At 37.8% G+C, this 20,777-nt stretch carries 17 protein-coding genes; 7 read left to right on the plus strand and 10 right to left on the minus strand.

The features are described from left to right. Positions 1 to 125 precede the first annotated feature (125 nt). The 6 genes from SJY09_RS17100 to SJY09_RS17125 all read right to left on the minus strand — a co-directional run bounded on the left by SJY09_RS17100 (position 126) and on the right by SJY09_RS17125 (position 7,296). The gene (locus SJY09_RS17100; RefSeq protein ID WP_396636917.1) at positions 126 to 1,556 is read right to left on the minus strand and encodes an SLC13 family permease; all 1,431 of its coding nucleotides are present in this window, start codon (positions 1,554 to 1,556) and stop codon (positions 126 to 128) included. Positions 1,557 to 1,825: 269 nt separating this feature from the next. Then, complete coding sequence (locus SJY09_RS17105) at positions 1,826 to 2,503, minus strand: HupE/UreJ family protein (RefSeq protein WP_396636918.1); 678 nt, start codon at positions 2,501 to 2,503, stop codon at positions 1,826 to 1,828. Next, entirely contained in the window at positions 2,496 to 3,629 is a 1,134-nt protein-coding gene (locus tag SJY09_RS17110; protein WP_396636919.1) for a DUF4198 domain-containing protein, read from the minus strand. Before SJY09_RS17110 ends, SJY09_RS17105 begins: the two co-directional genes overlap by 8 nt. A gap of 72 nt (positions 3,630 to 3,701) precedes the next feature. After that, positions 3,702 to 5,390, minus strand: coding sequence for a lysine--tRNA ligase (gene lysS, locus SJY09_RS17115; protein ID WP_396636920.1), 1,689 nt, complete (start codon positions 5,388 to 5,390; stop codon positions 3,702 to 3,704). Between the two features lie 129 nt (positions 5,391 to 5,519). Further along, positions 5,520 to 6,080: a thioredoxin family protein gene (locus SJY09_RS17120; RefSeq protein ID WP_396636921.1), complete on the minus strand. Its 561-nt coding sequence runs from the start codon at positions 6,078 to 6,080 to the stop codon at positions 5,520 to 5,522. Positions 6,081 to 6,249: 169 nt separating this feature from the next. Then, positions 6,250 to 7,296, minus strand: a complete 1,047-nt coding sequence (locus SJY09_RS17125; RefSeq protein WP_396636922.1) for a LuxR C-terminal-related transcriptional regulator — start codon at positions 7,294 to 7,296, stop codon at positions 6,250 to 6,252. A gap of 91 nt (positions 7,297 to 7,387) precedes the next feature. Between SJY09_RS17125 and SJY09_RS17130 the strand changes: the two genes are divergently transcribed. The 3 genes from SJY09_RS17130 to lipB are packed head-to-tail and all read left to right on the plus strand — an operon-like array spanning position 7,388 to position 9,040. Further along, positions 7,388 to 7,543 (plus strand): YqaE/Pmp3 family membrane protein, encoded by a 156-nt coding sequence (locus tag SJY09_RS17130; RefSeq protein ID WP_396636923.1) that lies wholly within the window; start codon positions 7,388 to 7,390, stop codon positions 7,541 to 7,543. Between the two features lie 7 nt (positions 7,544 to 7,550). Then, positions 7,551 to 8,291 carry a hypothetical protein gene (locus tag SJY09_RS17135; RefSeq protein WP_396636924.1) on the plus strand — a complete coding sequence of 247 codons (741 nt, stop codon included), beginning with the start codon at positions 7,551 to 7,553 and terminating at the stop codon, positions 8,289 to 8,291. Between the two features lie 32 nt (positions 8,292 to 8,323). Further along, positions 8,324 to 9,040, plus strand: coding sequence for a lipoyl(octanoyl) transferase LipB (lipB, locus tag SJY09_RS17140; protein ID WP_396636925.1), 717 nt, complete (start codon positions 8,324 to 8,326; stop codon positions 9,038 to 9,040). A 31-nt stretch (positions 9,041 to 9,071) separates the two neighbouring features. On the opposite strand, the gene SJY09_RS17145 is transcribed toward lipB, so the two are convergent. The 4 genes from SJY09_RS17145 to SJY09_RS17160 all read right to left on the minus strand — a co-directional run bounded on the left by SJY09_RS17145 (position 9,072) and on the right by SJY09_RS17160 (position 14,356). Continuing rightward, positions 9,072 to 9,767: a hypothetical protein gene (locus SJY09_RS17145; protein ID WP_396636926.1), complete on the minus strand. Its 696-nt coding sequence runs from the start codon at positions 9,765 to 9,767 to the stop codon at positions 9,072 to 9,074. Between the two features lie 18 nt (positions 9,768 to 9,785). Then, positions 9,786 to 11,117 (minus strand): OmpA family protein, encoded by a 1,332-nt coding sequence (locus SJY09_RS17150; protein ID WP_396636927.1) that lies wholly within the window; start codon positions 11,115 to 11,117, stop codon positions 9,786 to 9,788. A gap of 160 nt (positions 11,118 to 11,277) precedes the next feature. Beyond that, positions 11,278 to 13,731, minus strand: coding sequence for a ribonuclease HII (locus tag SJY09_RS17155; RefSeq protein ID WP_396636928.1), 2,454 nt, complete (start codon positions 13,729 to 13,731; stop codon positions 11,278 to 11,280). 28 nt (positions 13,732 to 13,759) lie between these two features. Continuing rightward, positions 13,760 to 14,356, minus strand: a complete 597-nt coding sequence (locus tag SJY09_RS17160; RefSeq protein WP_396636929.1) for a ribonuclease HII — start codon at positions 14,354 to 14,356, stop codon at positions 13,760 to 13,762. Between the two features lie 207 nt (positions 14,357 to 14,563). On the opposite strand from SJY09_RS17160, the gene SJY09_RS17165 reads away from it, so the two are divergent. The 4 genes from SJY09_RS17165 (at position 14,564) to SJY09_RS17180 (ending at position 20,770) form a co-directional block, all read left to right on the plus strand. Next, on the plus strand, positions 14,564 to 17,602 hold the full coding sequence (locus SJY09_RS17165) for a SusC/RagA family TonB-linked outer membrane protein (RefSeq protein ID WP_396636930.1): 3,039 nt from the start codon (positions 14,564 to 14,566) through the stop codon (positions 17,600 to 17,602). Positions 17,603 to 17,615: 13 nt separating this feature from the next. Beyond that, positions 17,616 to 19,067 carry a RagB/SusD family nutrient uptake outer membrane protein gene (locus SJY09_RS17170; protein ID WP_396636931.1) on the plus strand — a complete coding sequence of 484 codons (1,452 nt, stop codon included), beginning with the start codon at positions 17,616 to 17,618 and terminating at the stop codon, positions 19,065 to 19,067. Between the two features lie 20 nt (positions 19,068 to 19,087). Then, positions 19,088 to 19,939, plus strand: a complete 852-nt coding sequence (locus tag SJY09_RS17175; protein WP_396636932.1) for a hypothetical protein — start codon at positions 19,088 to 19,090, stop codon at positions 19,937 to 19,939. A gap of 141 nt (positions 19,940 to 20,080) precedes the next feature. Continuing rightward, entirely contained in the window at positions 20,081 to 20,770 is a 690-nt protein-coding gene (locus SJY09_RS17180) for a hypothetical protein (RefSeq protein WP_396636933.1), read from the plus strand. Positions 20,771 to 20,777: the final 7 nt, after the last annotated feature.

Genomic DNA, 20,777 nt, shown 5'->3' on the forward strand with positions numbered 1-20,777 from the left:
TAATAAAATCATAAGTCGATTTTGTAACATTTTCCACTTTTTGAAGTCTATTAGAGAAGAAGATATAGAATTATTTTCTGAATTAGTCAAGCTAGAAGCCCTTACTGCAGTAGGGGCTTTGTTTTTTAAAAAAGTAGCGGTAGTATAAATTGAAATAGTCCTACCAACAGGATAACCGCCAGGATATTCAGGAGAATTCCAGCTTTGGCCATTTCATGCACTTTTATATAGCCGCTGGCAAATACTATAGCGTTGGGTGGTGTGGCCATGGGCAGCATAAAGGCACAGCTGCTGGCCATAGTAACGGGAATTAATAAATACACGATAGGAAGTCCTAAACCTATCGCTATACCGGCAACTACGGGAGCCAAAACGGCCACTAGGGCCACGTTGCTCATAAGTTCTGTCATAAAGAGCATAAGAAATATGAGTAGGGTGGCGGTTATGAGTACGCTAATGTCGCTCTCCGCGATGACACCTGCGACCAAATCTACAATACCGGTAACTGACATTCCCTTGGCGAGGGCTAAACCACCACCAAAAAGGATTAAGATGCCCCAAGCTAATTTTTGAGTGTCTTTCCATTCCAGTATAAAACTGCCTTTTTTAAGATTAAAAGGAACTGCAAAAAGGGATATAGCAGCAAAAATACTGATCATGGTATCGGACAGGCCTAGATTGGGAATTAGGCTATTGATGACGGTTCTAAAAACCCACATGAAAATGGTAATTCCAAAAATAACAAGCACCATTTTTTCCCGCTTGCTGGTAGGGCCCAACTTTTGAAGCTCATCTGCTATAATTTCTTTTGAAGCATTGAATTTTAGGGTGCCGCTGGGAAACATCAGTTTTACCAGGACCAAATAGCACATACTTATCATGATGATGGAAAAGGGTAATCCTATGACCATCCATTTAAGAAAAGAGATTTCAATTTGATATTCATTTTCCAAAAGCCCTATTAAAACTGAATTTGGAGGAGTTCCAATAACCGTAGCGATACCACCCGCATTTGCTGAAAATGCGATACCGAGCATAACGCTCAGGGCAAAATTACGGTCCCGTTTGGTAAAACCATCGGCATCGTTAATAAGCAATTGTATCACCGACATGGCTATAGGGAGCATTACTACGGTGCTGGCCGTATTACTGATCCACATGCTGAGTACGGCCGTGGCGATCATAAAACCGAGGACCACCTTATTCGGTGTAGTACCTGTTACTTTAATAATAGATAGTGCTATACGTTTATGCAGATTCACCTTTTCCAAGGCCAATGCCATTACAAATCCGCCAAAAAATAAAAATACAATGGGACTCCCGTAATTGGCACCTACGTCTCCCATGGGCATAATTTTTAGGAGCGGGAACAACAGTAAGGGCAATAGCGCCGTTACCGATATGGAAACAGCCTCCGTTATCCACCAAATAATCATCCAAAGTGCAACGGCAATAACGGCATCGGCGTTTTCACTAATTAGGGCCGAAGGCAGATTTTTGATTATAAGGAAGAATATGGGGCCTGATATAAGGCCTATTTTTTTACCTAATTCCATATTTCTCTAAACTATTGCTTTTTTACGCGTTCCCAAAATGAATTTCCTTTTAAAAGATTTAGGTGTCAATCTAGGGGGTGGTAAAACTATTGGGGAGATTTAAATTGGAAGCATTTTTTTTAGTCTAGCGTTAGGGCTTATGGTTTCAACATTATTGAATAATACGAAGCAATGAACCGTAAAATGAACAATGTCCCATATCAGTTCGGAAAAATTAATTTAAAAGAAGATGCTTTAGCCTAGATTAAGATAAGAATAATGGTTTTGTCTCAATGACCTTTAAAATAACCGTATAGTTGATATACAAAGAGACCTGCGCCCGCAATAATTAAATAGATATTAGCTGCTTTATAAAAAGCCTTATAGCTCTTTTTCGATTTCCATTGGGTAATGACAAAAACTATGGGTATTAATGCTAGTACTTGTCCAAGCTCAACCCCAATATTAAAACATACGATTTTGGATAAAAACTGAGAGGAGCCCACATCAAAAGACTGTAGGCGGGTAGAAAGTCCAAATCCGTGGATTAATCCAAAAATCCATACCATAAGAAGAAGGTTGGGAGATGTTACTTTTAAATAGTTTTTAAACCCTTCTAAATTTTCGAATCCTTTATAGAGTACACTTAAAGCTATGACCGCATCTATGAGATGTTCATTAGCTTTAATGCCTAAATAGGTTGCCCCAATCAGTGTAATGCTATGCCCAATAGTAAAAACGGTGATGAATTTTAAAATATCTTTAAATCCGTTCAAGTAGAAAATAACACCTGCTAGGAATAGCAAATGATCATAACCGGTAAGCATGTGTTTTGCTCCTACGTATATGTAGGATAAAAGTCCTCCATTATTCAATATTTCTTGATCACCCGAACTTACTCCGTGCGCGGCAAGCAGTAAAGGGAATAACAGAAGGGCTCCACTGAGTACATACCTTTTACTACTCATTGGTCTTTTTTTGGCTGTTAAACCATAAAAACAAAGCACCGATCAAAATTATACTACCTATCAATATAACGTATGTCAAATAGTTGTTTTCATGCTCGTGGTCATCTTCATGTGTGTGCGTAGCAGCACTATGAGCATGAGTGGTCTCAAATGTCAAGGTGGTCCAGTTAGATTCATGGGTTAAGCCTTCTTCCTCTGTTTGTGCCAGATGAATGGTTTGAAAGTACCAAATGCCATCGGCAGAAAGATGTGCCTTGGCAATACCATTGGCATTTGTTCGCAGTTGTTGCCCTGTAGCATGTGTATGCGACGCTTCCTTTTCTTCTTGCTTATGAGTGTTTGGTGCCTCGCCATCATGAGAATGGGGACTTGCGGCAGCCGTAACTGTAGCATCATGACTATGCGGTTCGGGGTTGCCATGGGTATGTTCGGCATTGGCCTTATCATTATGGGAGTGACCATGGTTTTCATCGGTTGCAACCGTATCGTGGGAGTGTCCATTTTCTATCGGTCTATAATCTGCATACACTAACTGATTTGCCAAGGGTTTCCCTTTTAATAGAAGCTTTACCGCTAAACTGTCTCCCGTATGCAGCTCATAAGGATTTTCTAAGGGGATAAACTCTATGGGATAACCCAAAGGCTTCTGCCAATCATCGGTTGTAATTGCCCCGACCTGAAAAATAGTTTTAACATGTTTCGAATATTTTTCTACAGCGTTGGTGTTTAAGGCGTTGTTCTGTTTACGCCATTCTAGCATATCATAAATACCCTCATGTTCTAGATAATCATTGAAGGCTTTTGCTTCCATTGCCAGCGACCTGGCTTTGGTAGATACACCAACTACATAGGTTCCCGGCGCTCCAGTTTTAAAATTCAAAAAAGTGGTACTGTCCTTTTCGGTCCATTGGGCGTCGGTGACTTTTTTTCTAACTCCGGCACTTACAATGCTGGCATCTATCATTCTGTCGCGATCTATTACATTTTCACTTTTTTCAAAAGTGCCATTAAATAGCTGAAGTGCTATTGCTGTATTAGGTGCTACAAAATAAGTATTGAGCTTTAAAAACATGGTATGGCTGCAAAGGAGCACAACAATAGAAAAGGCAAAAAACACTTTTTTCATCCTGTATTAGGTTTTACGTTTCGAAAATAAAAGGAATCACTATCATGATTCAAACGTACCTACGTAGAAAAACTAACTAAGTTCAATAAAAAGTCCATTTTCTGTTTTAGATACTTTTGCCAAGTTGTTTTTAGTTAATGCTTTAATGGACTTATCCCATTTTTTGCCGCTAAGTCCTGCTTGAGTTTTTAGCGCCCCAAGATCCATGGTGCCCTCTGGTTTTAATATGGCGACAATGGCTTTTTCTTCATCCGTTAATTCCACCGCCTTTTTCTCTGGTCTCATTTGAGGAAAAAACAACACTTCTTGTATGGAGGAGTTATTGGTCAACAGCATCACTAATCTATCTATACCAATACCTATTCCTGAAGTCGGAGGCATACCATACTCCAGTGCCCGTAAAAAATCTTGGTCAATGAACATGGCTTCATCGTCTCCTTTTGCGGAAAGACGCAACTGCTCTTCAAAGCGTTCGCGTTGGTCTATGGGGTCGTTCAGCTCAGAATAACAATTGGCCAGTTCTTTTCCATTTACCATTAATTCAAAACGCTCTGTGAGGGCGGGATTATCGCGATGTTGTTTTGTTAACGGACTCATCTCTTTTGGATAGTCCGTGATAAAGGTGGGCTGTATGTAAAAGTGCTCGCATTTTTCGCCAAAAATCTCATCGATAAGTTTACCTACGCCCATGGTTTCGTCTACTTCTAAGCCTAAATTTTTAGCAGTCTCGCGCAATTCTTCCTCACCCATTCCGGCAACATCTACGCCGGTATGTATTTTTATAGCTTCCAAGATAGGGACTCTTGCATAGGGAGCCTTAAACTCAATTTCATTTTCGCCAACTTTTACTTTTGATGTGCCGTTAGCATCTATGGCCACTTTTTCAAGGAGTGCCTCGGTAGTATCCATCATCCAATTGTAATCCTTATAGGCAACATACAATTCCATCACCGTAAACTCTGGATTGTGGGTGCGGTCCATTCCTTCGTTCCTAAAATCCTTTGAGAACTCATACACCCCATCAAAACCACCAACGATTAATCTTTTTAAATACAATTCATTGGCAATACGCAGGTATAGCGGTATGTCCAGTGCGTTGTGGTGTGTTAAAAAAGGCCTTGCGGCAGCACCACCTGGGATAGGTTGTAGTATGGGCGTTTCAACCTCTAAGTAGCCTTTATCGTTATAAAACTGACGAATACTGTTCGTAATCTTCGTACGTTTCACAAAAGTTTCCTTTACATGAGGATTCACCACCAAATCTACGTAGCGCTGACGATAGCGTAGTTCCGGGTCGTTGAATTCATCGTAGGTATTTCCTTCGGTATCTTGCTTAGGAAGCGGTAAAGGGCGTAAGGCTTTGCAGAGAATGGTAAAGTCTTTTACCAAGACGGTTTTCTCACCGACCTTGGTCGTAAAAAGCTCCCCTTCTATACCCAGGATATCCCCTAAATCTAAAAGCTTTTTAAAGATTTCGTTATACTTGGTATGGTCGTCCGGTGGGCAAATTTCATCTCGGTTAAAGTATACCTGTATACGGCCCTCGCTATCCTGTAATTCTCCAAAAGATGCTTTTCCCTGTACCTTTTTTCGCATCAACCTACCCGATATAACTACTTTTTTTCCTTCCTCGTAGTCCTGTTTTATACTTTCTGAAGTAGCATCTACTGGGTATAAGGCCGCAGGATAGGGATCAATACCCATCTCTCGTAATTTGGCCAATTTCTCTCTTCTGATAATTTCTTGCTCGGATAGCTGCATCGCAATTTATTTAAAGGCGCAAAGATAGGTAAGATGCAGTAATCTTTCAATCTAGCGCACACAAAAGGAAAACAGAAAGCATATTTTATGATACTTAATTTGTTACAGGTAACACCAAGGGCTTAGAACTCAATCAAAATGCATGGACTGTGCTTTGTTAGCGATGTAATTATCTGAAGTTATGATTTGAAGTAGATCTTCTTCCAGACTCTTGTTAGGTGTTTCTATGATTCTATTCTGTTCCCTACCGTTTCTGTAAAAAATAAAAGTGGGTACCCTAAGGATTTGTAATCCCCACTCTTCACCATCCGGACTTGTTTTGTAATGCTCCTTTCTTCTGTCAAGTGCTACTATTTTTAAGTTTTTAGAAGGATGGCCCGCGGCATCTAAAATTTTCATAAAACGGGGTACTTCTCTTTTACTGTCACCACACCAGGTTCCCAAGAATACAAGTATTTGATAGTGCTGAAGTTCATCTTTGAATTTTTCGATTATGGGTTGTTTCACGTTGTAATTGTCATAATTTGGCTTGTACCAACTATTGTAAGTAGTTTGTGCTAAACCTTCTTTTGTTATTTCCCCGACCAGAAACTTTTGGCCATTGTCCAGGGTTATTTCTTGGTTGACATCCTGTGCGGAAATAAAAAGGGAGGTAATAAGTGCAATCAATATTAAAGAAATGGTTTTCATAAAGCTATATTTTAAATGAGAACCGAATTTCAATAAAATAAGAACTGAGCTTTTGATAATAAGGGTGGAAATGGGAACTAGACCTAGGTGGATTTTAATTAAAATGCCAAAAAATAGGGGCTTTAAGCAATTTGAGGATGGACGAACAAAGAGGGTCTTTTGATGTGAATCACATATTTTTTATCTCCTCTCTAGACTTCACATTTAGCTTTTTGTAAATATTATTGATGTGTGTTTTTACCGTACTTACACTTATGAATAATTCGGAGGCAATTTCTTTATTGGTCTTGCCTTCGCATATGGAGTTGAAAATATTTTGCTCTTGATTTGTAAGTTTTTCCGGCGTTTTTGTGCGCTTCTTTGTCCGGATGAACTTTATGCTAAAAAATACTGCTTGCAATAACATAATTGCAAGTACCCCGTAGACCACATACATCAAAATTTTACTATCGGATTTTGGATTTTCGTTACTCTTAAGGAGCTGGTCTGCTGCCAGTTCGTTCAAGTATTGTTCTGTAAAGGTAGTGTTGGGGTATTGGTTTTCTAGTCTTTCGGCTAATTGTGCATAATACAAATTGGTTTTAGCGTCCACCACATAATAGGGGTGCGTTTCGCTTGCCCTATCCGATAGAAAATCATAAATATAGAGTTCCGCTAAAGGCTCTTCGCTCTCTTCGCCGTACGCTTGAAAAATTTTAAACCACTTTTGGAAAGTCAGCAATTCATTGGCTTTGCTGTTGTACTCCATAAAATCAAGAATCATTTGTTCCTTAAGGTAATCTATCTCCAAAAGTAGGTCGGCATTTTTGTTGTTTGAATTTACTTCGCAGAGCGGTTGGTCATTATCCAGTAAAGGAAAAACGATGCGGTCTCCTTTTTTTGCTATAAAAAGTACACTTTGGGTATCGGTACAATTCTTAAAAAAATGACTTCCTCCTTTTGTGTGCTCCTCACAGCCATCAATATGAATTCTGTAGATTCTATTTTGTTCGGAGAGATTGTTGCCTTCGAACTTAAAAGAGCCGTTAGCATTAGACTGCGTTTCCTTCAGTATCTGATTCCCATAAACGCGAGAAGATTTTCTATAATTTTCAACCAATGAAAGATATACGGTTTTGTTTTGCGCTGTTTGGGATATTTCACCACTAAAAATGTATTGGCTTGTACCTTGGGCGAGGCCAAAAAAGAACAATAGTACAACAGATAAAATTCTCACAGTAATACATTAGAGCGATAAAAATAGGTGATTTTGTAACAATACAGGTACTTTAGCGACATATTAGTACATCGATCAAACTAAGAAATCAATGAGTATTATTCGTGTTTTATTAGCTATTCTATTTCCGCCATTATCGGTTATTGGTAAGGGTTGTGGGTCATTTCTAATTGTGCTACTTTTGACCTTTTGCGGATGGGTTCCTGGCGTTATTGCTGCCTTGGTCATCCTTAATAATCCAAATTAAATTAGGTATGTTCAAAATAAAGATAGGGTCATTGCTGTTGCTTCTAGCCCTGACGGTATCCTGTAATTTTACGGAGGAAATATTCTTGCAGGAGAATGGTTCCGGGAAAATCAGTATCAACTTTGATGGTTCTGAATTAATGCAAATGGGAGGCGATGAGATGATGGCGGGCACCGAAAAGGCCATTGATTCTACTTTATCCTTTAAACAGTTTTTAGAGGAAAAAAAGGATAGTATTGCCGAATTGTCATCCGAGCAGCAAGCAAAACTTAAGAAATTAGCCCCTTTTAACCTTCATATGATCATGAATCCAGAGACTAAGGAAATGAAGTTTGATATGTATTCCAGTTTTGATAACATTAATGAGGTTGGGGACGCCTTCAATACATTTCAGAACATGGATGCCTTGAGTCCTGCAGGAAGGGCCAATCAAACACAATTCTTATCCAATGATAACGAAAGTTCCGAGGTGTCCTATAATTTTAAAGATCATACTTTTTCTAGGACTGCCAAAATTTTGAACACCGAGCTGCACCAACAGGCCATTGATAGTTTGGCGGGAGCAGAGTTATTTTTAACCGGTTCTACGTACACCTTGAAATATCATTTTCCCAAACGAGTGAAATCGGCTTCTACGGAAAAAGCAACCTTTAGTGCGGATGGTAAAACTATGATATATGAGGTTGGGTTCCTGGATTTGATGAAAAACCCAGAAATTCTGAATATAGAAGTAGAATTAGAGCAATAAGTTAAAATTTAGCAATCGTTATCTTTGCACTAATGAACAAGAAGGTCTTTCTTCAGGATTTAGGTCATAAGGATTACAAGGAAACTTGGGATTACCAAGAACTACTTTTTCAGCAAATCCTAGACTTAAAAATTAGGAATCGGCGTGAGGAACTTCGTCTTGAAACGCCTAATTATTTTTTGTTAGTGGAGCATCCGCATGTGTATACCCTAGGGAAAAGCGGTAATCTTCAAAATCTGCTTGCCAGTGAGCAAGAGCTGACCAAAAAAGGAGCATCTTTCTATAAAATTAATAGGGGAGGGGATATCACTTACCACGGCCCTGGACAAATTGTTGGTTACCCAATTTTAGATTTGGATAATTTCTTTACGGATATTCATAAGTACCTGAGGTTTCTAGAGGAAATGGTTATTCTGACCTTACGGGAATACGGCCTAAAAGCAGAGCGTTCTAAGGGAGAGACAGGGGTGTGGCTCGATGTTGGAACCCCGTTCGCTAGAAAAATTTGCGCAATGGGCGTGAGAGCTTCTCGTTGGGTGACCATGCACGGATTCGCTTTAAACGTAAATGCTGACTTAGGTTATTTTGATTTGATGATTCCCTGCGGTATAAAAGATAAAGCTGTTACTTCTTTAAATGTTGAGTTAGGTACACAAGAGGTTAATATGGAAGAGGTGAAAGAGAAATTGCTTTATCATTTTAATTCGTTGTTTGAGGCCGAAATTCTAAAGCAAAAAACCCCAGCTTAGGCCGAGGTTTGTTATACTAAAAAATGTAGTATTATTTACTGAATTTCGTCAATTCCATACTGCTCATTAAATCACCGTTCTTTTTATAGGTCTCCTGCTTTACCATACCAACACCTTCTGCCAACCACACTCTTGATGGAAAATTGCTCTTCGCCATCATTACCTTGGACTGGTTGTCGCTATAGAGCACAAAACATTCGAAAGTTCCGGCGGGGGTGGTTATATTCTCTTGTTTTTCTACCTTTCTATTCACCATATCAACCGTTGTGTTCATACTAATACCTCCCATGTTCATTTTTAGTGTTACGTTGGCATCCTCTAATTCTTGCCCTACCCCTAAATCGTTAGGTAGTTCAATATCCGTTCCCGTTATTTCCATTTCCATATCCTTGTACTGTTCTAGCATTTGTTGGGGAACCAGAGATTCATAGTCAACGGTAACCATATTTCCTGTGCAGGAAAAGGAGTAATTGGTGTCATAAACTTTTTTTCCTTTTTGGTCTTCAAAAGAAATACCCATGGTTGCCACGGTGGTGTCTCCATCGTTTTCTACGGTAATAACTTTATAGCTAGATTTCCCCTCTGTTTTTCCCTTTTTGTTATAAGAGGTGTATTCAAAAGAAGTGCCTTCATCCATTGGATAAAACCTACTACAATTGTTTGATTGAGCGTAAATCATTGCTGTTCCGCAAAGTAATGCCAGACTTAATAATAATTTAATTTTCATGTGTAAGTGTACTGTTTGTTATTGTTTAATAAATTCTACTCTTCTGTTCTGTGCCTTACCATCGATAGAGCTATTATCGCCTACAGGTTCTGAGGCTCCCTTCCCTTCTGTTGATAATCTACCTTCTGCAATTGAATAAATACTGACTAATGCATTTTTTACGGATTCAGCCCTATTCTTAGAAAGTTTAAGATTGGTGTCCTGATTACCATCGGCATCTGTATGGCCAACTATTTTCAAGTTTAAACTTTTGTCCTTTTGCAGTACCTGATAAATCTGTCTGATGATACCCATGGATTGTGGCTGTATATTGGCCGAACCGGAGTCAAAAAGAATACCATTGGTAGAGACTTTTCCATCTTTCATTAAGGTTCTTCTTAAATCTATACCGCCCGCTGCAATCTTTACATTATTGATAAAAACCCTGTCCTTACCTTCATTGTTCCCAACAAGTTGAAATTTCAAAGAGTTTAAAGGTGCGTTAGGTGCAATAAGCTTGGGAATATCAATATGTTTGGTTTCATTAATATAAAGGCGGTATCGCTCTTTGTTCACAGCTATGGATATATGGGGCCTGGAAATTATGTCCTCCCTTATGTCCGCGCCAACGTAGTTGTCAATGATATTTGCACCGTTAATATTGTTCCAAATTCGAATATCTCGCTCAATATATTGGCACAGTGGTAAATAGGCGTACACCGTATTTTTTCCGTACCCGAAGTTGTCATTTTCATCTATAATAACTACTAAATGGGCGGCAGAAGAGGTCTTTTTATCAACACCCATGGTCTCTATGTCAAATTCTATGGTATAGTTTTCAGGTAGTTCATTAATATTTGCTATCTGATACGTTTTTCTACCTCCTTTAAGTTCAAACCAATTTCCAGAATTATCGTCGAAAGAAACGATTTCTCCAGAGCCGTTCGTATTCCATTTAGACGGAAAATCACCAACAAAATCATTGGAGAAATCATCGGAGAATAGAATTTTATCACCAGAAACAAAATCAAACTTACTATATACTTTTAAAGTTTTTGGTCCAGGCGAAGTGGTTGTGGAGTTTTGTTCATCAGAAGAAATAGGTTTGTTTTTAGGAGAAGGTACAGTGCCTCCACCGGATGGTGTAGGTGTTTTTTTATTTGTTTTTGAGCCTGGTTCTAAAATACTGTCCAATGCTTGGTCTGTTTTTTCGGTAGCTTCTTTATCAACTCTACGTTCTATGGCGCGTTCAGCTGCTTTTTCTGCTCTTTTTCCTAATTTCTTTAGGAATTGACCGTTTGCTTGAGAGCAAGAAAAAAGAAGAATGCCAAAGAAAACCAGTGGTTTTAGTAGGGGATTGAATGATTTCATTTTAAGTGTTTTAAATAATAATGCGATTCTGTAAAACTAGTACTGCGATATGGCTGGCAATAATATTTTACGTTTCCTAAAATAATTAAAACCTTTTTGGTTATTCACAAAGAATGTATAGCTGACATTATAAGTCTTATGAATTCTTGAAAAACTTGTATCAACGTATTTTATAGACCGTAATAGAATTTTCCTGATTTTTAAGGACCATTTCCGGTTTTTTGTCGTTGTCCATGTCTGCCATAGAGGTTCCATAAACAGGAAAATTTGCAATGGGTTTCGCTTGACTGTCGAACAAGTAGGATTTTTGATTTTGAATATCTGTTACCGAGACATAAATTTTATCATTTAAATAGAAGATAGAAGGTTGTGCATAAACACCTAAATCCAAGGCTACCTTTTTTTCTCGTATACGTAGTATGTTGTCATTGATAATGGCCAAGGTCTTGGATGTTGCGTCCATACCGTGGTCAGCGTTAAGATTCAGGTTTGTTTTTTCTATTTTCCCACGTGTATCTATCTGGTAGAACATTCCTTTTGTGGTGGTCAACGAGAATTTGTTTTTGTAAAGCTTGATTTCATTTTCTGAAAAATCGATTTTCTCGGAAACCTTGACCCGAACATTACCTACTCGGTTAAGTAGTTTAAGTTTTCCATTAGCAAGCTTAAAGCATAGGTAATCCTTTTTTCTAATTCTAAAATGCTGAGGTTTTCCCACAATATCGCTTTCGGCTTTTTTGTATTTAAAACCAGAGACGATCTTACCTTTATTGTTATACATATAAACTTTTGGACCCTGAGTAACTACGAAGCGGTAGTCTTTTTTGCCATCGTAATCGAACACCGCAAGTGCATTAAGGTTCCCTCCTTCGTGTTTAATGGTGAAAGGACTCACTTCTTTACCGTTTCTATCTAAAATTAAAAATTCGTTGTTGGTGGTAAAGGCTAATTGAAGTTTTCCGTTTTTATAAATATCCACTTGATGAATTTTCCCCTGAATAGCACTTTTCAACTGTTTTTTCCAGATAAGTTTTCCTTTATTGGATATGAGGTATAGTATATTATCCTCGTCTTGTACGGCAATTTCTTGTCTGTTGGTCCTGTGATTTTTTACAAATTGAGGAGTGGTGGCGATAGGCGCAGCAGTTTCAAAATTAAATAGAGAAATTACGCCAGCGTTAGATTCGGTTTTGCTGATTTTTTTGGCAAAATAATTCGTGTGAAAAAAGCCATTGTCCGCTACGACCTGTGAACCGAACACATAGTTCTTAAAGTCGGACTTCTTAAGAAAACGACCTAAAGCTTCCAAATTAGATTGGTCTAAAATATCTCGTAGCCCCGATGCTGAGGCAAGCGTAAGAATTGATGATTCTTCTGCGGTTATCTCTTGCGTATTTTTAAATAATAGGTTGTTTTCAAGGTTATTGCCGCTTTTGTGAGTATTTATGACTTTTTTAATAGGCTCTTCTTTAGAGGAGAAAATAAATGTATTTCCTATGATATTGGCATACTCAGGTGTAAAATCAGTAATAATTGGATTAAAATAATTGCTTAAGAAGTGAGTAGGTTGCAGTTTTAAGATTTCACTTCCTTGGTATTCGATAGAACCACTTGTTATGGTCGAAAGATAATCGCTTATCGTAGCAGTGCCAAAAGTTTGTAAAAGAACTATTTCTTCACCGTCTATTTTAGCTAGACCTATTTCTTCTGCAGCATTCAGAAGGGAGTCCTTTGTAGCAAAACTATTTAAATATTCGTTTTTATTTGATGCAAATTGGGTGTAGCCGGTTACGTTAAAAGATTTAAAAATAGAAACATTCTTTGGAATAAGTGCGGACGTAATACTTTGTCGAGGTTTTCCTTCTGAAAATAGACTTAAGTAATCTGTAGTGTCGTTCACTATGCCTATACCGTTTAGTCGTATACCATCATTCTCTAAGTCTATATCAAGTGAAATCCAACCGGCATATGAAGATAGTTTTAAAGAGTCTTTAGTTTTTATCTGTAAATGCTCTAAAAGGTCATCTGCTTTTTTCAAGTTAATCCAGATATGTTCCTTTCCATTGGCATCTGTTAGCGAGTACAATTTTTCAAGTGCTAAAGGAAAAATACTTTTCTCTATATTCTCAATGATATTTTCCAGTATTTGTTGAGAAGAACTTAGTACTTCTGTTCCTTTAATTTTAGAAGTAAAAAAGGTAGTTTCTGCTATTTGGTATTTCTTAATGCTGTAATCTTGATAGTTTAAGGGTTCCACTTTTTTGTTTTTGGCTGAATCCAAAGCAACAGTAGCGGTAGAATCGGTGATGATGAAGGTGAAGTCGAAATTGTTGGAATTTGAAGCAGAGAGCGTTAACAGGCCAGATGTTTCAGGGTTTACATAACGCAAAGGTTTCAGTTTATGAGCAATGACTTCAGCAAATGCTTCTTTCCTTATTTGAGAAATAATGATGTTTTCAACTAGGTCATTTTCTAAGGATTCTAAATCATTGATTTTTAGTAATAAGGCTGAATTTTCTGGAATGAGATTTAAGACAGAAGAATCAGTAGCTTTTTCTGAGTTGCAACTGTTGAATAGCGATATAATCAAAAGAAGAAGTAGATAAGGCCTCATAAAAATGCTTTTAGCAAATTTATACTTTTTAGAGTTTAAGTGTTAGTTGGTCGGGGAGTAGTCTAAAGCTTTTTCTATGATATTTTGTTACACCGTATTTTTTTATGGCTGCCCTATGCTCTTTTGTAGGATAGCCTTTGTTTTTTTTCCAATTGTACATGGGGTATTCTTTGTGAATCCGATTCATATATTCATCCCGGTAGGTCTTTGCTAAAACCGACGCGGCAGCAATACTCATGTATTTAGAATCGCCTTTTACAATGCAGGTATGGGGTATGGCTTTGTACGGAGTAAATCTGTTACCATCAACTATGATGAATTTAACTTCATGACTTAGCTGGTCAATTGCTTTGTGCATAGCCAGGAATGATGCGTTTAGAATATTTATTTCGTCTATTTCTTTTGGAAAAATATGAGCTACGCCATAAGCAGTGCTCTCTAGTTCAATTAAGGGCCTTAATAATTCTCTTTTAGTTTCTGAAAGCTGTTTGGAATCGTTGAGAATGTCGTTTTTGAACTTTTTAGGTAGAATAACAGCTGCTGCCGTAACCGGACCGGCCAAACAGCCTCTTCCTGCCTCATCGGTACCCACTTCTTCTGGAAATTGATGGTATTTTTTAAGCATAACCGGAAATTTTCATCTTATTTGAAAATATAATTTATATAAAAAAGGTTAAAATGATAAATATAATTCAATGAATAATATTATTAATTATTAATTTGATAATTAATTGAGGTTTTTTAACAAAAATTAGCGAAGTGCTAAGATACTTTTTGGATAACTAAGCAATTTTTAAGACTTTTGGCGCAAGCTAATTCAAAAACTAATTCTATGAAACAGAAGTTTGCATGGATGTTGATGCCTATAATGGTATTGTTCATCTCATTTTCTTATGCGCAGGAAAAATCGGTTTCCGGTACAATAACTGATCAAAGTGGTTTGCCTCTTCCAGGGGTGTCCGTGGTCGTTGTGGGTACAACTAACGGAACACAATCGGATTTTGACGGTAACTACGCAATTACCGCGAACATTGGCCAAACACTACGTTTTTCTTATTTAGGTCAGAAGACTATAAGTAGAGCTGTAGGACAGGCAGGTACAATTAACGTACAGATGGAAGAGGACGCAGAAGCCTTGGAAGAAGTTGTAGTTGTAGGTTATGGCTCTAAATCTAGGGCGCTTTCTACTTCGGCAGTATCATCTATTGCTCCGGCAAAAATCGAAGCATTTGTACCATCAACGAGTATTGATAATATTTTGCAAGGTCAGGCTGCCGGTGTGCAGGTGACTGCAGCTAACGGTAGGCCTGGTCAAACGGCTTTCGTTCAAATTAGGGGTGTTGGTTCGATCAACGCAAGCACAACGCCGCTCTATGTTGTAGATGGCACACCTGTTAATGGGGATTTCATTAATAACATCAGTCCTAGTGATATTGCTACTTTTTCCATACTAAAAGATGCTGCTACAGTTTCTAAATATGGTTCAAGAGGGGCTAACGGTGTAGTTTTGATTACTACGAAAACTGGTAGATCCGGAGACGCCAGAGTGGTCTTCCGTTCTTCCACAGGTTTCGGGCAAAGGATAAAAGATCCCTTTGATATTATGAATACCGAACAAAAATTGGAATTGGAAAGACAATTTGCGGAATTGGGGGTTGAGGCGGCTCAAAGTTTGCCAGGTGCTACGGCTACTCCAGCTGAAAGAGCAAGATTACTTGCTTTGGATACAAACTGGGAAGAAGAGCTTCTTAGAAGTTCTTTTATTCAGTCAAATAATCTTTCGATTTCCGGAGGAGATGAAAAAATGACTTATTTCCTATCTTTAGGTTATGATAAGAATACGGGTATTATTGATCGTATCGATGGTTTTGAAAGAGTTACCGCTCGTTTGAATACTACTTACCAAGCTAAAGATTGGTTGAATATAGGTACTAATATCTCTTTGGCTAGAAATACTACAGATCTTCCAAGAGATAGAAATAATGTTCAAAACCCATTTAGGGCCTTATACGATTACAATCCATGGGATCCATTATTTTTAAGGGATGATGCTGGTAACATTGTAACTGATGATCAGGGTGAAAATGTATTTAACCCTACAACAACAGGTTTCCCAATTGCACGGGCTTTATTAACGGAGCCAGAGGATAATAGAAATTTTTTGATCATAGGTAACTTATTTGCTGATATTAAACTTTCGGAGAAATTTTCTAACAGATTTTCTGTAGGGGCAACCTCAAACAGATTCAACAGAACTAATCGTTCGTTGGCTGGTGGTGTTCTTCAAGGATTTATTGGTGATGCTGATTTCCCTGGTACCCAAACAGATAACTTTACACAGCGTTTAGAGTATAATGTGAACAACTTACTTACTTATGCTGATACCTTCAAGGGAGTTCATAATGTTTCTGCTAGTTTCTTAGTGGAATATAATGAGAATATAAGAACGGACTTGTTTGCAACCGCGAGAGGTTTCCCTTCTCCAAATATTCCTTATCAAGATGTGGCTGCTGAGGCAACTGCCTCAGGAAGTGAAGAAGATAGAAGTATTTTATTTTCTCAAGGTTTGTTCTTGGATTATGATTATGACGGTAAATATATTGTTTCGGGTTCTGTTAGAAGGGATGGTTCTTCTAGATTTGGACCAAGTAATCAATATGGATATTTTTACAGTGCCAGTGCGGCATGGAATATTGCTGAAGAAAATTTCATGCAGAATTCAATTTTCAATGATTTAAAGTTAAGAGGTTCTTTCGGTACCTCTGGTAACCAGAATATTGGTGATTTCGAATTTTTAAATCTGTTGGATTTTGGTAACACCTATAATGGACAGACTACGGCATTGCCTGTAGGTGTCGGCAACCCCGATATTAAGTGGGAGTCGCAAGAGATTTTGGATATTGGAGTTGAATTTGGACTTTTCAATAATAGAATAAGTGGTGTTGTTGATTACTTCGAAAAGACTTCTGGAGACTTGTTATTGAATAGACCAATTTCTCAAACGGTTGGTGATGAAGATAACTCTATATTGGCAAATATTGGAGAAATTGAAAATACAGGTGTAGAGGTATCATTAAATGCTGATGTTATTAGAGGGGAAGACTTCTTATGGACTATTGGTGGTAATATCGCTTTCTTGGACAATGAAGTTGTTTCTCTTGTAGATGGTGCGGATATCAATAACGGAAACACATTATTGAGAGAAGGGGAAGAAATTAATTCTTTCTTTCTAGTAAGGTATGCCGGTGTTAATCCAGGAAACGGGGAACCACTTTATCTTGATGTAGATGGTAACGTTACTAACGAATATAGCACTGCGAATCAGGTGCTGTTGGAGGGTAAATCGCCAGCCGCAGATTTAGAAGGTGGTTTTTACTCTAATTTCAGGTATAAAGGTTTTGGATTACGAACTGATTTCGTTTTCAAAGCCGGTAACTATATTACGAACTTCCAGCGTTCAGCTGGTGTGTCTATTGGAAATATAGATAGCAACCAAAGGGTGGAAGCTTTTAATTATTGGAAACAACCAGGCGATCAAAATGTATTACCTAGTCCATTATTTGCAGGTACCGCGGATCAAACATCTACGCGTTTCTTAGAAAGAGGCGATTACCTTAGACTTAGAACTTTAACTTTGGATTACAGAGTGCCTTCTTCATTGTTAAGAAATTTTGGATTGGATAGCATTAGATTATTTGCCACTGGTCAGAACTTATTTACGGTTTCTGGCTACAACGGTGATCCTGAAATTGGTTTAGGTTCGGCAGAGACAGCAGAAGCTGGAGATGCTGGATTCGTTCCAGGTGAGTTCTCTCTTTTTAGTTATCCACAAACTAAATCTTACATATTTGGAATCGAAGTTGGATTTTAAAAAAAATAAAGACATGAAAAATAAAAATAAATATATATTAAGCATCTTCGCGGCACTTGCTTTTATGGCTTGTGATGACGAAATTGATAGACTTCAGCCATTTACGGAAGGTAATCCAGATACGTTTTTTAATTCTGTTTCCTCATTTCAAAATGGTATAGACGGTGTTTACAGACAACTCTGGAATTACTATAGTTCTCCTGGTTCAGGTTTGCAAGGTATTCCAGATATCTTAGCTGATAATGTTATCTTGGTTCAAACAGGTCGTCGTTCTAACGAGGTTTATTATGATTACAGATACAACCCTAATACAGGTGGGGCAATTCCATTATATTGGAGTGAATGTTACGAAGCTGTTAATGTCGCCAATTTGGTAATAGGAGCAATAGACAATTTGCCAGACGGTGACGCTAAAGATAATATCTTAGGCCAAGCTTTAGCGGCTAGGGCATATGCGCATTTTGATTTGGCTAGAATATTCGCAGAAATACCTACCCAGAGTGGTAATGCTAACGGTTCTGATGGAATTGTCTATGTAAAAGTAGAGGATGGTGATACTACAGATCCTTTTGCACAACCAGCTAGGGAAAGTGTTGCAAGTAACTATGCCGAAATTATCGGTGATTTGGAACGCGCGAGTGGTTTAATTGCAGATGATAATGGTGAAGGAAGACTGAACAGGGACGGTGTTTTTGGAATATTGTCTAGAGTATACCTTTATAACGGTGACTATCAAAAAGCAATTGATGCGGCTGACCAGGTATCAACTACCTTAGCAAATGGTACTGAACTCCCTGACGTTTATACTGACGACAGCTCTGCTGGTATTGTTTTTGAGCTTTCAATAAACACTACATCGGAAGCGAACGGAAATAACGTTGGTGTTCTTTACAGTCAATCCAATGCTACATCAACAATTTCTGAGTATGCTTTAGACTTCGATTTCTTCAATAGCATATCTGCTAATGATTTAAGGAGGAACGTAATTCAGTTTGTTGGTACCAATCAAGGTAACGACTATAATGCAGCACTTAAATTTTTAGGTGAAGCTGGCCAAGTTAATGGCCGTGTAGATGTTAAGGTGATTAGAGCTGCTGAAGTTTTACTGAACAAAGCAGAGGCGCAATTTGAACTTGGTCTTGAAGCTGATGCTTTAGCAAGTTTAAATGAACTGAGAAGCCAAAGATTTACACCGTTCACCGCGGGTACAGAGGAAGGTGCAGGTTTAGAGGATGCTATTCAGTTTAATCGTAGAGTTGAGTTATGTCTTGAAGGTCATAGATTCTTTGATTTGAAGAGAAGAGGTGAGAGTATTAATAGATCTCCTAATGGAGATATTATAGATGGTTCTGGTACACCTGCAGAAATTTTAACTTTAGCTGCAGGTGATTTTAGATTTCAATTACCTATTCCTACTGATGAGACTGCGGCTAATCCTAACCTTTCTCAAAATGATGGGTACTAATAATTAAAAAATTGAATAAAATGAAAAATATATTTTTTAAAAAATTAGCAGGTGCAATAGCTGTTCTTTCGCTGTTCGTTTCCTGTGAGGATTTTGAAATCCCGATTTACGATAAAGATAATGGTCAAACTTTGCTGACCGTATTTAGTACTCCTGGCCAGTTATTGCCAGTTCCGGACACCGGGGCGACGACTTCATTCGAAGTTGGGGTTACAACTATAAGTGATACGGATAGAACGGTATCTTTGAGTATTGATCCGTCTTCTACTGCCGATCCATCGGCATATTCAGTTCCTAGTTCTGTGGTTATCCCTGCGGGGTCTTACAGTGTAGAAGTTCCTGTGGCAGGAAACTTCGACGGTGTTCCTGAATTAGGTCTTGCTTCTGTTGTTGTAAGTGTAGATGCAATTACTGATGATAATGAAGTTTTAATCGGTTCAAATAATACACATACTATAGATTTCTTTAGATTTTGTCCTTTTCAAGGTGGCGCTACTTTTACAGGCGATTACCAATTGGAGACTTTATCTTTAGGGATTTTTGATGTTACTACATTAACGGATGGTGTGGTTACTATCAGTGAGGGATCTACGGTAGCTGATAGAGAGTTTTCCATCGCTGCTTATCCGGCATTTGGAGCGTTTTCTCCATTTACGTTTAGATTCAGTCTTATCTGCGGTGAAATAGTTGTTACCGCGGTAGACAACATCAATGTTGGTTGTGGTGGAGGAAATGCTATCGGAGCATCTACAACCGTAACTTCAACTTATACTGAGGATGATGATAGTACCATAGTTATTAATTTTGTAGATGATACTAGAGGTCAATGTCAGCCGCCAGTTGAGGTTGCAATAAGATTAACTAAGATTTAATATAATTTTATTGAGTTTATATTAATTTTAAAAGCTCGTTCTTATACCTATAAGAGCGAGCTTTTTATTTCTAGTCTATACCTCATAAGGGGTATACTAGTTGGTTTTATGGAGTCAAGAATTGCTAAAAGAAAAAATTAAATGAGAAGAATTAAGATTGTAATGCTATTTTTCCTTTCAACATATGGGCTATTCGCCCAGGTAAGTTTTAATAACCCTGATGAAGGAGGGGCTGTTTCGTTTAGAACTACCGATACGCGGACTTATGAAAATGAGGAAGATGTAGCAGAGGGTTCTCAATATTGGAACGATGAATTTGAAAATGGCGAAGTGTACATTAATGATAAGTTAGAATTACGTGGTGAGCTTAGATTTAACGCTTATAAAAGTGAGATAAATGTAAAGGAAAATAAATACGAGTTCTACTCTCTTTTAAAAAGGCCTTATATACATGTGAAAATCAACAATGAAGTATATAAGATGCAAAACTATCTTGATGATGAAGGTTCTAATAGGGTAGCTTATTTTAAGATTTTAAATGAAAATAGTGCGGTCAAATTATTGTTTAAGCCTGAAATAATTTTGAAAAGAGGTAGGACCGCAACTACCAATTATGATAGAACAAGTAAGCCAAGGTATATAAGATTACCTTCATATTACATTATGAAAGGAGATAATCCTGCGGAGAAGACCTATTTAGGAAAACGTAATATTCTTAAAGTCTTGGGCGGGAACAAAGATGTTTATAAGGTCTTTATAAAAGAAAATGATTTAAACATGCGAGATGAAGAAGATGTGATACGGCTACTTGAATATAGCGCAACACTTTAAAATAGTA

The organism is Maribacter sp. R77961, from assembly GCF_044594925.1.
Lineage (GTDB): Bacteria > Bacteroidota > Bacteroidia > Flavobacteriales > Flavobacteriaceae > Maribacter.

Bases quoted from the DNA above. Each gene is read 5' to 3' on its own strand.
- SJY09_RS17135 (WP_396636924.1), top strand. From the start codon at position 7,551: ATGTTCAAAATAAAGATAGGGTCATTGCTGTTGCTTCTAGCCCTGACG.
- SJY09_RS17155 (WP_396636928.1), bottom strand. From the start codon at position 13,731: ATGAGGCCTTATCTACTTCTTCTTTTGATTATATCGCTATTCAACAGT.
- SJY09_RS17150 (WP_396636927.1), bottom strand. From the start codon at position 11,117: ATGAAATCATTCAATCCCCTACTAAAACCACTGGTTTTCTTTGGCATT.
- SJY09_RS17110 (WP_396636919.1), bottom strand. From the start codon at position 3,629: ATGAAAAAAGTGTTTTTTGCCTTTTCTATTGTTGTGCTCCTTTGCAGC.
- lipB (WP_396636925.1), top strand. From the start codon at position 8,324: ATGAACAAGAAGGTCTTTCTTCAGGATTTAGGTCATAAGGATTACAAG.
- SJY09_RS17160 (WP_396636929.1), bottom strand. From the start codon at position 14,356: ATGCTTAAAAAATACCATCAATTTCCAGAAGAAGTGGGTACCGATGAG.
- SJY09_RS17130 (WP_396636923.1), top strand. From the start codon at position 7,388: ATGAGTATTATTCGTGTTTTATTAGCTATTCTATTTCCGCCATTATCG.
- SJY09_RS17170 (WP_396636931.1), top strand. From the start codon at position 17,616: ATGAAAAATAAAAATAAATATATATTAAGCATCTTCGCGGCACTTGCT.
- SJY09_RS17145 (WP_396636926.1), bottom strand. From the start codon at position 9,767: ATGAAAATTAAATTATTATTAAGTCTGGCATTACTTTGCGGAACAGCA.
- lysS (WP_396636920.1), bottom strand. From the start codon at position 5,390: ATGCAGCTATCCGAGCAAGAAATTATCAGAAGAGAGAAATTGGCCAAA.
- SJY09_RS17180 (WP_396636933.1), top strand. From the start codon at position 20,081: ATGAGAAGAATTAAGATTGTAATGCTATTTTTCCTTTCAACATATGGG.
- SJY09_RS17100 (WP_396636917.1), bottom strand. From the start codon at position 1,556: ATGGAATTAGGTAAAAAAATAGGCCTTATATCAGGCCCCATATTCTTC.
- SJY09_RS17165 (WP_396636930.1), top strand. From the start codon at position 14,564: ATGAAACAGAAGTTTGCATGGATGTTGATGCCTATAATGGTATTGTTC.
- SJY09_RS17175 (WP_396636932.1), top strand. From the start codon at position 19,088: ATGAAAAATATATTTTTTAAAAAATTAGCAGGTGCAATAGCTGTTCTT.
- SJY09_RS17105 (WP_396636918.1), bottom strand. From the start codon at position 2,503: ATGAGTAGTAAAAGGTATGTACTCAGTGGAGCCCTTCTGTTATTCCCT.
- SJY09_RS17120 (WP_396636921.1), bottom strand. From the start codon at position 6,080: ATGAAAACCATTTCTTTAATATTGATTGCACTTATTACCTCCCTTTTT.